This window comes from Gemmatimonadaceae bacterium, from assembly GCA_019752115.1.
Taxonomy (GTDB): domain Bacteria; phylum Gemmatimonadota; class Gemmatimonadetes; order Gemmatimonadales; family Gemmatimonadaceae; genus Gemmatimonas.
The window spans coordinates 22426-37883 of the sequence record JAIEMN010000010.1 but is presented as its reverse complement, the minus strand read 5'-3'; the positions used below and the strand labels follow the sequence as shown (position 1 = coordinate 37883).

Below are 15458 nucleotides of genomic sequence, written 5' to 3'. Positions count from 1 at the left end.
GGGTTACTACGGTGCGATGCGTCCCATCAACCGCGGGAACGGAATCACCTCGCGGATATGCTCGATCCCGCAGATCCAGGCGATGGTGCGCTCGAGGCCCAGACCGAAGCCCGAGTGCGTGAAGGTGCCGTACTTGCGGAGGTCGAGATACCAGCCGTACGCCTCGACGGGGAGCCCCTCGTGCGTGAGGCGCGCGAGGATCTTGTCGTAGTCGTCTTCGCGCTGCGACCCGCCGATGATTTCGCCGCGGCCTTCGGGGGCGAGGAGATCGGCGCAGCGCACGGTACGCGGGTCGGCCGGGTTCTCCTTCATGTAGAACGCCTTGGCTTCCTTCGGGTAGTTCACCACGAAGACCGGGCGCTGATACTCGTCCACGATCATCGCTTCGTCGGGCGCGCCGAGGTCGTCGCCCCACTGGATGTCGCTCCCCTTGCTCTGCGCGAGCTTCACCGCCTCGCCGTAGTCGAGACGGACGAACGGCTGCGACACGCAATCGAGCTTGCTCGTGTCGCGCTCGAGGACCTTGAGCTCTTCCTGCCGTCGCTCGAGCACGCGGCCCACCAGGTAGCGCACGAAGTCTTCCTGCAGGTCCATGTTGTCGTCCTGATCGTACCACGCCATCTCCGGTTCGATCATCCAGAACTCGGTGAGATGGCGGCGCGTCTTGCTCTTCTCGGCGCGGAACGTCGGGCCGAAGGTGTAGATGCGCCCGAGCGCCGCGGCAAGCGCCTCGCCGTACAGCTGGCCGGTCTGCGCGAGATACGCCGTGCCTTCGTCGAAATACTCGGTGCTGAAGAGCCCCGCGCGTTCCCCGATGGCGGCGGTGAGAATGGGCGTATCGCAGCGCACGAAATCGCGCGCATAGAAGAAGTCGTGCACGGCCTGCTCGAGCTCATGCCGCACGCGCATGATCGCGGCCTGACGCTGGCTGCGCAGCCAGAAGGTGCGGTTGTCGAGCAGGAAGTCGATCCCGTGCTCCTTGGGCTGGATGGGGTAATCCAGCGGGCTCGCGCCGATGAGCGTGAGCTCCTTGACGCCCATCTCGTAGCCACCCGGGGCGCGCGCGTCGGCGCGGATTTCGCCGGTGAGCGCGACGCTGCATTCCTGCGTCAGCGCGCCAAACGTTTCCCAGGCCGTCTCGGGGACCTCGGCCTTCACGACCACCGCCTGCATGACGCCGGTGCCGTCGCGCACCACGGCGAAGCCCAGCTTGCCCTTGGAGCGCAGATGGGTGATCCACGCGCGGACGGTCACGGTGGCGCCGACGTGGTGCTTCAGGTCGGCAATGCGGGTGGTCTGCTGGGAAAGGCCCATGGCGGCGGCGGGTGAGAGGGAGGCAGCAAGGTAGGCCGCCCGCCGAGCGACTTCAACGCCCGCCGGCCCCCGGAACCGTGGCGCCGTCGATGGCCTGCCGCACGGCCTGCACGAGGGTGTCCGGGGTAAACGGCTTGCCGATGAAGCGGTGGGCCTCGTCATCGGGAAGCTCCTCACCCGCCTGATAGCCGGACATGAACAGCACCGGGACCGTCAGTCCTCGGCTGGCGATCTGGCTCGCCAGCTCGCGCCCGCCCATCCGCGGCATGACCACGTCCGTCACGACGAGGGCCGGTTCGAGCCCGGCGTCGAGCTGTTCGAGCGCCGCGACGCCGTGTTCCGCCACGCGGACCCGGTGCCCACGGCGGCGCAGAATCTCGGCGACCAGGCGCCGGAGCCCCGGCTCGTCTTCCACCACGAGGACAAGGGCGTCATTCCGCTCACGGTCGGCCGGCGACGGCGCGGGCGGCACCAAGACGCCCTCGAAGCGCGGCCAGGCCACGGTGACGGTCGTGCCCCGCCCCGGGAGGCTATCCACGAACAGCTGCCCGCCGGCCTGCGTGACGATGCCGTACACGGTGCTCAACCCGAGCCCGGTCCCGTGTCCGAGCGGCTTGGTGGTGAAGAAGGGTTCGAACATGCGCGCCTGCACTTCGGGCGTCATGCCCGTGCCATTGTCCTCGACGGTCACGAGCACCCAGGCACCGGCGGACAGCCCGGCCACGGGCCCATCGGCCGCCGGCGCCGCCAGGGTGAGGGGACCCGTGTGCACCCGCACCAGCCCGCCGCGCGGCAGGGCATCGCGCGCATTCACCACCAGGTTCAACACGACCTGCGAGAACTGGCCACTGTCGGCCATGATCGGCAGGTGGTCAGTCGCGAGCTCGGTGACCAGCGAGACCGTTTCGCCGATCAGGCGCTGCAGCATGCGCTCGAGGTCGTTCACGACCACGTTCGCATCGAGCGGCGCCGGCGAGACCTTCTGTCGGCGGCTGAAGGCCAGCAGTTGGGAGGTGAGCAGCGAGGCGCGATCGGCAGCCTTGAGGATCTCGGTGAGATCCTGACGGACCTCCACCAGATGCGCCTGGAGGGGGGGATCAGTCCCGTCATCGAGCACCCCCTGCACCTGCTCTTCGGCGAGCTGCGTGAAGCCGAGGATCGCCGTCAGCAGGTTGTTGAAATCATGCGCGACGCCGCTGGCGAGCGTGCCGACCGCTTCCATTTTCTGCGAGTGCAACAGCTGCTCTTCGAGACTCGCGCGTTCGTTCGATTCGCGGCGAAGCCGGGCGTTCGCGCCTTCCAACTCTCTGGTCCGCACCTCCACGGCCTGCTCGAGTCGCTCGCGCGCCCCCGTCACGCTGAGCGCTACCACCGCGAGGAGCAGCACGATCTCCACGATCGCCACGCGAATGGGGAACAGTTGCGGTGCGATGGCCGCCGCCCACCCGGCCCGCGGCGCCACGCGCAAGACGAAGCGCACGTCGCCCAATTCCACCCCGGGCTCGAAGGTGGCGCCGTCTCGCAACGCCTCCCCACCCAGCAGGGCGCCGCGCTGATCGCGCAGCTCGATCTGCAGCCCGGCCGGCAGCGGGGTACGCGCCGCGTGATCGAGGAGCGAGTCGAGATCGAGGGCCATGGACACCATGTCCGGCATGCCGGGGCGCGGTCTCGCGAGTCGCTGGCGCAGCGAAAGGCCACGGCCCCCAGACAGCAGCGGCATGGGCCCGGAGACCACGACGGTATCGCTGCGCGCGGCACGGGCGAGATTGGCGGCGATACCGGGGCGGGTGTCCGTTCGCAGGTCGTGACCGATATACTGCCGCGCGAGCGCGAGCGGATAGACCTGCACGATGCGCCCATCCTCGACCAAGTAGACGCTGCGCACCTCGCCGGCGGTCTGCAGCAACCCGGCCGCGACGACTGGGAACGCGGAATCGAGTGCCGCCCGGTTCGGGGCGGCGTCTACGAAGGCGCGGACGCCCCCCAACTGCCCAATGTGCTGATTGAATGCCAGTTCCAGCGCGTCGGCAAATGGGGCCGCCGCTTCCGGCGCTCGCACGCGCTCGGCGCGAAGTAACTGCGCGCGATACGACCGCTCGATCAGCAGGCCAACCGCGGCGCCGGCGAGCAGCACGAGTGCGGCAACGCGCCACGCCCGGGGCGGCGTGGAGTGGAGCGTCAAGAACATGCAGAGCGGACTAGCGGGGCGGACAATCGGCAGGACCGGGGTGGGTCCCACACGGTATCGCCCGATAACGCCCCCCGCTGTCAGGTAATCGCTGGCGTCTCGCCCCGCGTCGGTCGCCCGGCGGTCGCCCGGCGGGCGATCCGACGGGCTATCCGACGCCGAACAGCTCCAGCGCCCGCTCGTACCCCACCGTCAGCAGGTGTCGCAGCCCCTTGTTGGCGGGTGCGTCGAGGCGGGGATCGATGACGAGAATTTCATCGGCGACCTGCCGCGCCGTTTCGTTCAACGCCTCATCGCGCAGCGGATCCGCGATCCGGAACGCCGGCAATCCGTGCTGCTTGGCGCCGAACAGGTCGCCCATGCCACGCAACGCGAGATCCGCGCGGGCGATTTCGAAACCGTCGTCGGTGGCGGTGAACATCGCCAACCGTTCGGCGGCTTCGGCACCCACATCGCCCAGCAGAATGCAGTAGCTCTGCTCCGCCCCGCGCCCCACGCGCCCGCGCAGCTGATGCAGCTGCGACAGCCCGAAGCGCTCGGGGTGCTCGATGATCATCACGGTGGCGTTCCCCACATCGATGCCGACCTCGATCACGGTCGTCGCCACGAGCACATCGAGGTCGCCGTCGCGAAAGGTCCGCATGATGGCGTCCCGCTCCTCAGCCGGGAGCCGCCCATGCAGGAGCGCCACGCGTCGGGACGCGAGGGGGCCGCTCACGAGATCATTGAACATCTCGGTCGCGGCCTTGAGCTCGATCTTCTCGCTGGCCTCGATGAGCGGATAGACCACATACGCCTGGCGCCCCGCATCCAGCTGGGCGTTCACGAACTCGAAGACCTTGGCGCGCCCGCTCTCCGGCCGCATCACCGTGGTGATCGGCTGCCGCCCCGGCGGGCGTTCGTCGAGCACGCTGACATCGAGATCACCGTACATCGTGAGCGCGAGCGAGCGCGGAATGGGCGTCGCGCTCATGAGCAGCACGTCGGGGTGCGCACCCTTGGCGCCGAGCGTGGCGCGTTGCTCCACGCCAAAGCGGTGCTGCTCGTCGATGATCACCAGGCCAAGATTGGCGAACTGCACTCCCTCCTGCAGCAAGGCATGGGTGCCGATCGCAAGGACCGGCTCATGGCTCGCGAGGCGGGTGAGCGCGAGTTTCTTGTCCTTGGCACTCAAGCGCCCGGTGAGCAGCACCGGGGTGATCCCGAGGGGCGCGAGCAGCGTCGCGATGCCGCGCGCGTGCTGCTCGGCCAGCAGCTCGGTGGGCGCCATGAGGGCGACCTGGGCGCCGTTCTCCATGGCGAGCAGCGCGCTGAAGACCGCGACGACCGTCTTGCCCGCACCGACGTCACCCTGCAACAGGCGATGCATGCGCCGCGGGCTTCCCATGTCCGCCACGATCTCGCGAATGGCGCGCACCTGCGCGCCAGTCAGCGTGTACGGCAGCGCCGCCCGTAGCTTGCTGGTGAGATCGCGCTTGTTCGCGAACGCGTGGCCGCCCCGCGATTCTCGCGTGACCTGATTGGCGCGCCGGTGCAAAATCTGCACGCACAAGAGCTCTTCGAAGGCCAATCGCGAGCGCCCGCGGTGCGCTTCAGCGACGCTCGTGGGGCGGTGCACCATGCGGAGCGCGTCGCGCAGCGGCGGGACATCGGCACGCTCGAGCAGGGCGCGCGGCAACGGCTCCTCCACCAGCGGCAGCAGCGCCTCGAGATGCTGCTGCACGAAACTCCGCAGGACACGCACCGAGAGCCCTTCGGTGCTCGGGTACACCGCGAGGACGCGCCCTTCGCCGGTCCCCTCTTCTTCGGGGCCGAGATTGACGAACTCCCGCGGCTGCAGTCGGCGGCCGTGAAAGAAGCGGACGGGCCCCGTGCACAACAGCCAGTCGCCCTTGCTGATCTGCCGGTCCAGAAACGGCTGCCCCGGCCAAGCGATCTCGAGCATGCCCGACGCGTCCTGAATGACCGCCTGGAAGATGCGCAGCCCTTTGCGGGTGGGGAGCACGCCCTTCGCGATGACCTGCCCGAGCACCGTGACGTCGGCACCCACGGCGGCGTGCGCGATGGGCGTCACGGTGCTGGCGTCTTCGTAGCGATGCGGCACGTGACGCAGCAGATCGCCGGCCACCGTGATCCCCAGCCGCGCGAGCATCGTGGCGCGCGCGGGGCCGATCCCCTTGAGGTAGGTGACCGGCGTGTCGAGCGTCAGGCGCGGCGCGCCGCGACTCGGCGGACGTCGGGCCGGATCAGGCCTCGACGAGCTCACGCGCGTAGTCGCCCGCGTCGAACGGCTCGAGATCGCCCACCTGCTCGCCGAGCCCGACGAACTTGATGGGGACATCGAGCGCCTCATGCACCGCCACCACGATCCCGCCCTTCGCCGTGCCATCGAGCTTGGTGACGACAATGCCCGTGACCGGGACCGCCGCCGAGAAGGTGCGCGCCTGCGAGAGCGCGTTCTGGCCGATGGTCCCGTCGAGCACGAGGAGCACCTCGTGCGGCGCGTCGGGGAGTCGCTTCTTGATCACGCGGTGAATCTTGCGCAGCTCCGTCATCAGATCGTCACTGGTGTGCAATCGTCCGGCCGTATCGACGATCACCAGATCCACGCCGCGGGTGACACCCGCGTCGACGGCATCGTAGGCAACCGACGCCGGATCACTGCCGGGCGCCCCGCCCACGAACTCCACGCCCGCGCGCTCCGACCAGACGCGCAGCTGATCGATCGCCCCGGCCCGGAATGTGTCGGCCGCGCCAAGCAGAATGCGCTTGCCCTGCGCCTTGTAGCGCGCCGCCAGCTTGCCGATGAACGTGGTCTTGCCCGCGCCGTTCACGCCGATGACCAGGAGCACCGTGGGGCCGCTCGCCGCCTCGTGCATGGCCGGATCACTGTTCCCTTTCCGCAACGCGGCTTCCACGCCATCGGCCAGCGCGGTGCGGAATTCCGTTTCGGTCTTGACCTCACCGCGCTTGTGCCGGCGTTCGACTTCAGCCACCAGCGCGAGCGCGGTGGGCACGCCGAAATCACTTTCGATGAGGAGCGTTTCGAGCGCTTCGAGCGAGCCTTCATCGACGCCCTTGAACAGGACGCCCAGATCGGTGCGAACGACATCCTTGACGCGCTGCCAGAGGGAGCGCTTGGGCACATCATCTTTCTTGCGAAACAGGCGAGCCATAACAGACGATCGGATTAACGGTGGCCAGCGAGTCGGCGACCGACCCACTCGGCGCAGAGGAGCAGCAGTGCCAGCACAAACGGCCAGCCCATATCGGCAAAGCGCGGGGCGTCGCTGCTGCTGGCCGCTTTGGTGGCCGGGCCAGCGGTGACGGTCGGCGCGCGCGGGATCCACTCGCGTGACGCGTTCACCACCAGCACACTCGGGCCGCCGGGCGCCTGGACGTCATACACCCCAGTGGCGAGGGCGGGCGAGGCGGCTTCGAATCGCTGATTGGTGAAGCGCAGCGTCAGGGTCGTGGTGTCCGCGGTCGTGTTGGCGGCCGACCGCTTCCGCAGCTGGACGGCCACGACCGTGTCGGCACCGCCGCGGCGCCAGAGCACCGGTTCCCCGGCGCGCACGACACCCGACACGGGGCGTGCGGCACGGACATCGCCGCGACCGGCGGCGAGCCAATCGAAGAGGGCGCCCCACAGGGCGGTGAATGCGTCGCGGCTGCGCCCGCCGCGGAGCGACCAGCCCGCCCAGCCGGAGCCTGAGACGACGGCCGTGCGCACGCCGCGCTCCTCGCGGGTTGCCACCGCCGCGACGGCCGCACCGCGCTTGCCCAACTGCGCCGTGAGCACGGGCTGTGCGCCCGTCGCCGGGCCGGCCAGCGTAATCGGCGGCAGCGAGTCGAACGGGAGCGTGGCCAGCGCGGCCATCAACGGCGACGCCGGCGCGGCGTTCGCGTACCACTCGGGGGTGCGCGTGAGCTCGCCGGCCTTCGCCACGGTGGTCGGCGGCGCCGGCGTCCACAGTGCGCGCGCCGCCGCACGCGCGCGGGCGGTCGTGTCACCGCTGGTGACGGCGCCCTGCCAAGTGGTGTCGCCGTGCAAAATCAGCAGACCCGCCTGGGCGGCACGGGCCTTCACCTCGGCTTCACTCACCGGCGCGTACGACCCTTCCACGCGCCACACGTTCGGCGCGATGCGGAGATACGCCTTCGTGGGCACATCGAGCGCGCCGCGGAGCACGGTGAGCGCTTCGCGCACATCGAGATCGGGCGCGGTGCTCACAAACACCGCACTGGGGCGATCGCCAACTTCCACCGCCGCGGTCAGCGTGTCATTGCGCGCTTCAACATCCGCGGCGACCTGCGCGACGGCCTGCACCAGTGCCACCGCGGTGCCGCGCGGCACGACGACGGTGGTGGTGATGCGCGTGGTCGAATACGGTGCCAACGCCGGAATGGCCGCGCTGCCCGCGGGGGTGCCATCGAATCGCAGCTGCAGCGTGCCGTCAGGGGTCGCCACGCCACCCGAGGCCACCGCGACCGATACGCTCAGCGAATCGCCGCCCGTGGCCGACGCCGGCACGGTGAGGTCGGCGAGGGCCACATCGCGCTTGGTCGACGCGGGCCACGACGCGACCCGAGAACCGGCCGGCGCATCGGCGAGACTTTCGGCGTCATCCACTTCGCCATCAGTCACGAGCACCAACGGGCGGCCCAACGAGGCGGCGCGATCTACCGCACTGCGCACGCGCGACGTGGCGTCGCTCGGCGTCCACGTCTTGAGGTCGCTGCTGGTCGCCTCGCGTACCGAGTCGCCCACGACCACGAGCGGTCCGCCGCCACTCCACGCACTCAGACTGTCGGCGAGACGGGTACGCCACGCGCGCACGGCCGTGCTGTCATCGCCGCTGGCGCGGCGAACGGAGCTCGACACATCCACCGCCACCAGCGGCGCCAGCGGCGTCGCACGACCGGCCGGTGCGCCAACGAGGAGCGCCGCCACGGCAGTCACCGCGAGCGCACGCAGGGCCGCGAGCCACCAGGCATGGGCGCGCGCCGAGCTCCCGCCTCGCCCGTACGCGAGCCAGGCGGCCACGAGGCCCACGGCGATGGCAATCGTCCAACGAATCACAGGCGAAAACTCACGGAGCGGCAGACGGGGAGAAAGGGGACGGGGCACGAGAATTCGCATTCCCCTGCCCCGTTCGCTTTACGCGGAGGGGGTCCCCTCCGCTCACGATGGCACGGACGCCGGCAGACGCCGCGCGTCTCAGTCGCCGCTCACACGGACCGAGCGGGGGGCGTCGGTGCTGCGCCCTTCGAGCGCCGCGAGGAGGCGTGCCTTGAGTGCATCGAAGGCCGCGCGCTGGCCCGGGGCCAAGGGCTCCCCCGTCTGGTTCTTGAAGGCCTGGCTCGGATTGCGATGCACGCCGCCCACGAGCACTTCGAAGTGGAGGTGCGGCGCCGTCGCGAGGCCGGAGGCCCCCACCTTACCGATGGTCTGCGAAATCGACACCGCCGAGCCGGCGCGGATCCCTGCGCCGAACGCACTCAGGTGCCCATAGCGGGTCACGAAACCGTTGGCGTGCCGAATCTCGACGACGCGCCCGTAGCCGCCCTTCCAGCCGGCAAAGATCACCCGGCCATTGCCCAGCGCGCGCACGGGCGTGCCCGACGCGGCGGCGTAGTCGATGCCCTGGTGCGCCCGCGTGATCCCGAGAATGGGGTGCTTGCGCATGCCGAAGACACTCGAGATGCGGCGGAACGCGAGCGGGGCGCGGAGGAACGCCGCGCGCATCGACTTGCCGTCGGCATCGAAATACGAGGCCCGCGCATTCTGCTCGAAGCGCATCGTCTCGACCGGCTTGCCATCCACCGTCAGTCGCGCGGCGAGAATGTTGCCGGTGCGCACCAGCCCGTTGGGAGCCTGCTGACGCTCCACGAGCACGCGCACGGAATCGCCCTTCTGCAGATCGCGCGACAGATCGACGCGATACTCGAGCAGATCGGCCAGTGCGTACGCGAGCTCCATGCGCTGGGCGGCCGGGAAGGCCCCGGCGCCATCGGCGATGGCGTTCACCAGGGTGGAGTTCACCACCCCGCCCACCAGCACCGTGTCGGTGGTCCACGGCAGGCGCTCTTCCTTCTCGGTCCAGGACGACGCTGCCGATCGGGTCAGGCGGACGATGCGATCGATGGCCAACTGGAAGACGATCTCCGAGTTGCCGGAGTCGGGATTGACGCGCGTCGTGATCGTGGTGCCCGCCCGCACGTTGCGGGCATTGATGCTCTGCGACGCGAGGAGCGCCGAGGCCGCGTCCTTGGGATCGAGGCCGGCACGCTCCAGCACGCGGGCGAGCGGCTCACCGCGGTGAATGGTGTCGACGCGTTCGCGCCAGCGGGAGGCGACAGAAACACGAGACCCCGCAGCCAGCACGCTGGCCGCGGGGCGTTCCGTGACGGGACGTCCAATCGCGATGGCAGCCGCTCCGAGTCCGAGGCATCCGGCGGCGATGAGCAGCTTACCACGCGAGGAAGTCAATCCATCTGTCTCCGTATGAACGTCGGGATTTCCATGTCATCGAACTCGGTGCTCGATGACGGCGCTGGCGGCGGAACCCGGGGCGGCCGAGGCGGCGCCCCTTCCCACGGTGCTGGACGAGCAGGCTGGTTGGCAGGTCTCCCGCTCGTCGGCCGGGGGAACGGCAGAACCGAGCCGGGCTGCTTGGCAGCGGCAGGAGGCAAAGATGCCCCGGCCGGCTGGCCGGCGGAAGGGGCAAAGCTCTGATGGCCGCCGTGGCTGACCGGGTGGCCCACGCCGCGGGTCTCGGCGGCCGGGGTGCCCGTCTGCATATAGCGGTCAAAACCGGTCGCAATGACCGTCACGCGGATCTCGCCCATCATGGCCGGCTCGTGGACGGCGCCGAAGATGATTTCCGCGTCGTCGCCCACGGCATCGTGCACGATGTCGTTGATCTGGTGGACTTCGCCGAGGGTGAGGTCTTCGCCGCCGGTGATGTTCACGAGGACGCCGGTGGCGCCGGAGATGGAGACGTTGTCGAGCAGCGGCGAGGCAATCGCCTGCTGCGCGGCTTCCACCGCGCGATTTTCACCACGGCCGATGCCGGTGCCCATGAGCGCCGAGCCGCCGTTCGCCATGACGGTCCGGACGTCGGCAAAGTCGACGTTCACGAGGCCCGTCTCGGAGATCAGCACCGAGATGCCCTGAGTGGCGTGCAGCAGCACTTCGTCGGCCTTCTTGAGCGCTTCGTGGAACGGAATCCCCTTGCCGACGACGGCAAGCAGGCGCTCGTTCGGCACGATGATCATCGTGTCGACATTCTTGCGCATCTCGCTGATGCCTTCCTCGGCCTGCCGCATGCGCTTGCGCCCTTCGAACAGGAAGGGGCGCGTGACGATGCCGACGGTGAGGGCGCCGGCTTCGCGGGCAAGCTGGCAGACGACGGGAGCGGCACCGGTGCCGGTGCCGCCGCCCATACCGCAGGTCACGAAGACGAGATCGGCGTTGCCGATGACGCGCTTCACATCCTCGCGATTCTCCTCGATGGCCTGGCGCCCGATCTCCGGGCGCGCGCCGGCCCCAAGGCCGCGCGTGAGCTTTTTACCGATCTGGATCTTGACGTCGGCCTTCGAGTTCATCAGGGCCTGCGCGTCGGTGTTCACCGAGATGAACTCCACACCCTCGAGGTGTTCCTCGATCATGCGGTTCACGGCGTTGCCGCCGCCGCCCCCGACACCCACGACCTTCATGCGGGCGTTCTGAGGGGCGTTCTCTTCGAACTCGAACGTCATCCGGGGGAGCTCCATACGGGGCTTGGCGGGCACAGGGTGGAGGTCGCAGAACCCGGGGAGGGAACCGGGCCCTGAAGCCGGCGCGGCGAGCACCACCGGGATTGGTGGTCCGCGCTGCCGGCGGGATGTGCAAATGTGGACGGAGCGGAGACTACAGGCCGAACCACCCTAGAATACACGTTCGTTCGTGCCGCGCAACCCGTGGATTTGACGCAACTTGGCGGATTTCATCACGCTCCGGGCCGGTCCGTTTTCGGGTGGCGAGTTATCCACATCAGGCACCGTTTTCGCGCTCGCGTGACATTGGATGCACCGGCTGACATGTGCGCCTCGCACGGATGTGATGTCTCCGTCTGATGCGCCCGTCATATTCCCGACGTGCCCGATCTCTTGCCTCCCGCCGGCGTGCCGGTCTCCCCGGCCAGCTGCTGGCCCGATCACTGTTTCTGCGAGGCCCCGCGGACCGCGCCGGACGCCGGGCCCCTGCTCCAGCCATCCAACGCGCTGAGCAACCTGGCCTTCGTGGGCGTCGCGCTGCTGGTGCTCGCGCGCAGCCGGGGCGGCGGTGATCGCCTCTATGCGCTGGCCGTCCTGCTCGTGGGCGCGGCGTCGTTCGCCTTCCACGCGACGCTGACCTTTGCCACGCAGACCGCCGACGTCCTCGGCATGTATCTGGTGGTGACCTGGTTCGTGCTCGCGATCCTCGCGCGCCGTTTCGCCTGGCGTAGCGGGCGCGTCGCCGTGTTGTATGTGCTGGCGAACAGCGTGTTGCTGAGCGGCCTGGTGCTGGTGCCGGAACTCCGCCGCTACGTCTTCGCGGCTCTCGTCATGTGCACGGTGCTGCTGGCCACGCCATCGGAACGGCGCGCGCTCGTGCCCGCCCTCCTCGTGCTCGGCGCATCGTTCGTGATCTGGACGTTGGATCTGCTGCGCTGGTGGTGCACGCCGGACTCGCTGCTGCAGGGACATGCGCTCTGGCACATCGGGTCGGCGGTCGCGGCGTGGCTGGCCTGGGCGCGCTTCTCGGCGGTCGCGGAGCGACGGCGTGAGATGTGAGATCGTGAGAGGTGAGCGGTGAGGCGTGAGAGAACTGCAGGTCACCAGGCATCCCAGTCATCCTAGGCATCCCAGAGGGCGGTGCATGACCTGGGGACGGAGCGTGGTGAAGGGCGTGGCACTTTTTTATGGTCATCGCTGCCGACGACAAAACGGGCGCCCTTTGGAGGCGCCCGTTTGCATCGTTGGCCATGCCCCGCGCACTACCGCCCGCGCGGCACCTGCGTGTTCGTGACGGCCGGCTTCTCTTCCTTGGCCGCCCCCGCGTCGTTCCAGTTGATGATGCTGTTGAAGATCATGTTGAACTCGCCGTGGTTCTGCCACCGATAGATCGGGTTGTTGGCGAACATGATCACGCGCCCCTTCCCCTTCACGGCGCTGGGGATGTCCACCGCGAAGGGCCGATTGCGCAGCGAGTCGGCGCCGGTCATGAGCCCTGACAGCACGCTCTTGTCGCCACCGACGTACTTGGCGAGCACGTTGCCTTCGTCGGCGATGCCGACCTTGAACGGTGTGCCGCCGACGTACTTCACGGGAATCACGGTCTTGCCGAAGCCGTAGAAGACCGGGTGTTCGGGGCGCGTGATCTCCGCATCCACCAGCGGCCGCTGCGCCGTGAGCCCGGGGACGTTCGTCTTATCGACCGTGCGCGCCCAGCCGAATTCAATCGGCAACCGCGCGCTTTCGCCCACGGCGATCAACGTGCCACCGGCTTCGAGGAAGCTTGCGAACGCATCGACGCCCGGCTGACCGAAGCCGCCGGTGATGTCCTTCGATTCTCCGTACATGCCGAGGAACTTGTACTTGTCGCTCTTCACGTACGGCACGGCGCGCGACGCAGGGGCCTGCATGACCTGCGTCTTCCCGAGCGGCTGCTCGGCCACGAGGATCACGTCGTAGTCCTTCTTCAGGTTCCCCAGCACAACGCGTTCCTTGTAGATCAGGTCGTACGGGATCTTGAACTCGTCGAAGGTCAGGCGGTACCAGCCCAGGTTCTGCGTCCCGCTCCACTGCGAGTAGATCGCCACACGCGGCACGTCGGCGTCGTGCGTGGCCACGGTGGGGGCGCTGGCCAGATAGGTCGCCGTGAGGCCGAGCGAATCGACCAGCTTGCGAACCACCGTGGCGTGCTTGGCCTCGATGAGGAATGACCCGGCGGGATACGTCGTGTCGCCCGCGGCAAAGCTCTTCTCGGCGACCTTCATGGGAATGCTCTTCAGCAGATAGCGGAAGGCGACCATGTTGTTGGAGCCAAGATGCGCCACGGCGATGGTGTTGCCACTCGTGCCCTTCACCGTGCCCTTGAGGACGATCTTGTCGACGGGCGTGGTGGGCGCCGCCAGGATGCTCTTGTCGGCGACCTCCACCACATCGACGTTCATGGCGAGGCCCATCGACCAGCCACTGTCGTCGTACGTGTTGAGGCGCGCATCGGGATACTGCTGCCGCTCGATCAGATTCTTCGCCAAGCGGCCGTACGGCTGGTCGCGCTTGATGACGTACGAGCCGGCCGGATAGGTGGTGTTGCCGACCTTCACCGGCGCCGTCGCCTGCCCGATCTCGATGCGCTGCACGCGCAGCAGGTTTACGAATTCGGCGACGCGCGTCATGTCCTTCTGCACCGGGATGACGAAGCCGTACGGCGCCTTGGTCTTCCCTTCCTCGATGCTGTTCTTCGTCTTGATGTAGAAGTTCTCGAGCACGGTCTGCGGGAACATGCTCGCCAGCTGCAAGGCGGAGATCACGCCACTCTGCATGTAGTTCGCGTTCGAGCGTCGGGTAAACGTGGCCATGTCGTTGAAGCCGATCGGATTGCCACGGTACCACTCGCGGTCCTGCGCGCCGCCGCGGCCGGTCGGCACAGCGCCACCACGCCCGCCGCCAAAGCCACCACCACCGCCGGGGCCACCGGCGCTCGGGGCTTCACCGCGCCGCGCCGCTGCCATGGCCGCGCTGTCGAGGTCACGACCACTCTGGGTCTCGTACATCTTCATGAGCCCGTTGTGATTGTAGGCGACCGAGCCGAGGTAGCCAGGCGACCAGCCGTCCATGAAGGCGTGCGTGTAGACGCCCGGCATGCCCCACTTCGTCATCTGCGCGAGTTCCCAGTTGCCAAACCAGGGGAGCTCGGCAAAGAGGATCGGATCCAGATTCGGGTTCTGCGGCGGGCCACCCGTGTACGTGTACATGAGCGGCTGCGCCTCATGCAGGTCGTGCATGATTGGCGGATACGCCGTGAAATACCAATCGATGATCGCGCGCATCTGCTGGAGCTTGATGTTGATGTCGCGATTGTTGTCGTGGTACACGTACTTGCCCCAGTACGGCACGCCACCGCCGCCGAAGCCACCGCCGCCCGGCGTGCCAGCCGCCGGCGCTGCCTCGAGGCCACGGAAGAACCAGTCCACGTTCCGGTCACGTCCGTCGGCATCGGCCGCCGGAGTGATGGAGACGTAGAGCTGGTCACGCACCTGATTCAGAATGGGCGAGCTTTCGACGACGAGACGGTACGCCAGCTCCATCAGCGTTTCCGACGGCCCGGTCTCGCCGCTGTGCAGCCCACCCATGAGGTGATAGTGCGGCTTGGTCTGCGCGAGCAGCGTCTTGACCTGCGCGTCGGTCATCCCGCGCGGATCGGCGATCTTCGCCAGGTTTTTCCGGTTCTGGTCGAGCTTGGCCATGTTGGCCTCGCTCGAGATCCACACCACGACCAGCTCACGCCCCTCATCGGACTTGCCGATGGTCTCGACCTTCACGCGCTTGGGCGCCGCCTTCTCGAGCGCCCGGTAGTACTTCAGCTGATCGGCGTAGTAGGTGAGCTTGCGCGGCGCACCGATGTGATAGCCCAGCACGTCCCGCGGCGTCGGAATCCCGTCCGCCAGCGGCAGGTGATCCACCAGCGGGCTCCCGTGCTTCGGATTCGCGAGCCACTCCTGGTAGCTCTTGAAGTAGGTGGAGTCCTGCTTCTGGTTGGGATCGCGGGTATCCAGCGAAAGCTGCTGGGCCGAGACGGTCAACGGGGCGAGGGCGAGGGCGCCGATCGCGGTCCGCCGCAAGCTGCCGGCAAGGGTCACGGAAATGCTCCAAGGGGCGAATGGGAGCGCAGCGCGCCGAGTCGCACGCCACGCGGGGGAAC

At 68.5% G+C, this 15458-nt stretch carries 9 protein-coding genes; 1 reads left to right on the top strand and 8 read right to left on the bottom strand.

Annotated features, from left to right (window positions below; translation table 11 throughout):
* Positions 1 to 6: 6 nt before the first annotated feature.
* The 7 genes from asnS to ftsZ all read right to left on the bottom strand — a co-directional run bounded on the left by asnS (position 7) and on the right by ftsZ (position 11266).
* Complete coding sequence (asnS, locus tag K2R93_05120) at positions 7 to 1314, bottom strand: asparagine--tRNA ligase (GenBank protein ID MBY0489200.1); 1308 nt, start codon at positions 1312 to 1314, stop codon at positions 7 to 9.
* 52 nt (positions 1315 to 1366) lie between these two features.
* The gene (locus K2R93_05115; protein MBY0489199.1) at positions 1367 to 3502 is read right to left on the bottom strand and encodes a response regulator; all 2136 of its coding nucleotides are present in this window, start codon (positions 3500 to 3502) and stop codon (positions 1367 to 1369) included.
* A 148-nt stretch (positions 3503 to 3650) separates the two neighbouring features.
* Positions 3651 to 5768 (bottom strand): ATP-dependent DNA helicase RecG, encoded by a 2118-nt coding sequence (gene recG / locus K2R93_05110; protein ID MBY0489198.1) that lies wholly within the window; start codon positions 5766 to 5768, stop codon positions 3651 to 3653.
* The gene (ftsY, locus tag K2R93_05105; GenBank protein ID MBY0489197.1) at positions 5749 to 6678 is read right to left on the bottom strand and encodes a signal recognition particle-docking protein FtsY; all 930 of its coding nucleotides are present in this window, start codon (positions 6676 to 6678) and stop codon (positions 5749 to 5751) included. Before ftsY ends, recG begins: the two co-directional genes overlap by 20 nt.
* A gap of 14 nt (positions 6679 to 6692) precedes the next feature.
* Positions 6693 to 8585 (bottom strand): hypothetical protein, encoded by a 1893-nt coding sequence (locus tag K2R93_05100; GenBank protein ID MBY0489196.1) that lies wholly within the window; start codon positions 8583 to 8585, stop codon positions 6693 to 6695.
* A gap of 138 nt (positions 8586 to 8723) precedes the next feature.
* Entirely contained in the window at positions 8724 to 9995 is a 1272-nt protein-coding gene (locus K2R93_05095) for a M23 family metallopeptidase (GenBank protein ID MBY0489195.1), read from the bottom strand.
* The gene (gene ftsZ, locus K2R93_05090) at positions 9992 to 11266 is read right to left on the bottom strand and encodes a cell division protein FtsZ (protein ID MBY0489194.1); all 1275 of its coding nucleotides are present in this window, start codon (positions 11264 to 11266) and stop codon (positions 9992 to 9994) included. Before ftsZ ends, K2R93_05095 begins: the two co-directional genes overlap by 4 nt.
* 378 nt (positions 11267 to 11644) lie before the next feature.
* On the opposite strand from ftsZ, the gene K2R93_05085 reads away from it, so the two are divergent.
* Complete coding sequence (locus K2R93_05085) at positions 11645 to 12322, top strand: ceramidase (protein MBY0489193.1); 678 nt, start codon at positions 11645 to 11647, stop codon at positions 12320 to 12322.
* Positions 12323 to 12525: 203 nt separating this feature from the next.
* Here the strand turns inward: K2R93_05085 and K2R93_05080 are convergent, their stop codons facing one another.
* A complete protein-coding gene (locus K2R93_05080; GenBank protein MBY0489192.1) occupies positions 12526 to 15396 on the bottom strand; it encodes a hypothetical protein in 2871 nt (956 codons plus the stop codon).
* Positions 15397 to 15458: the final 62 nt, after the last annotated feature.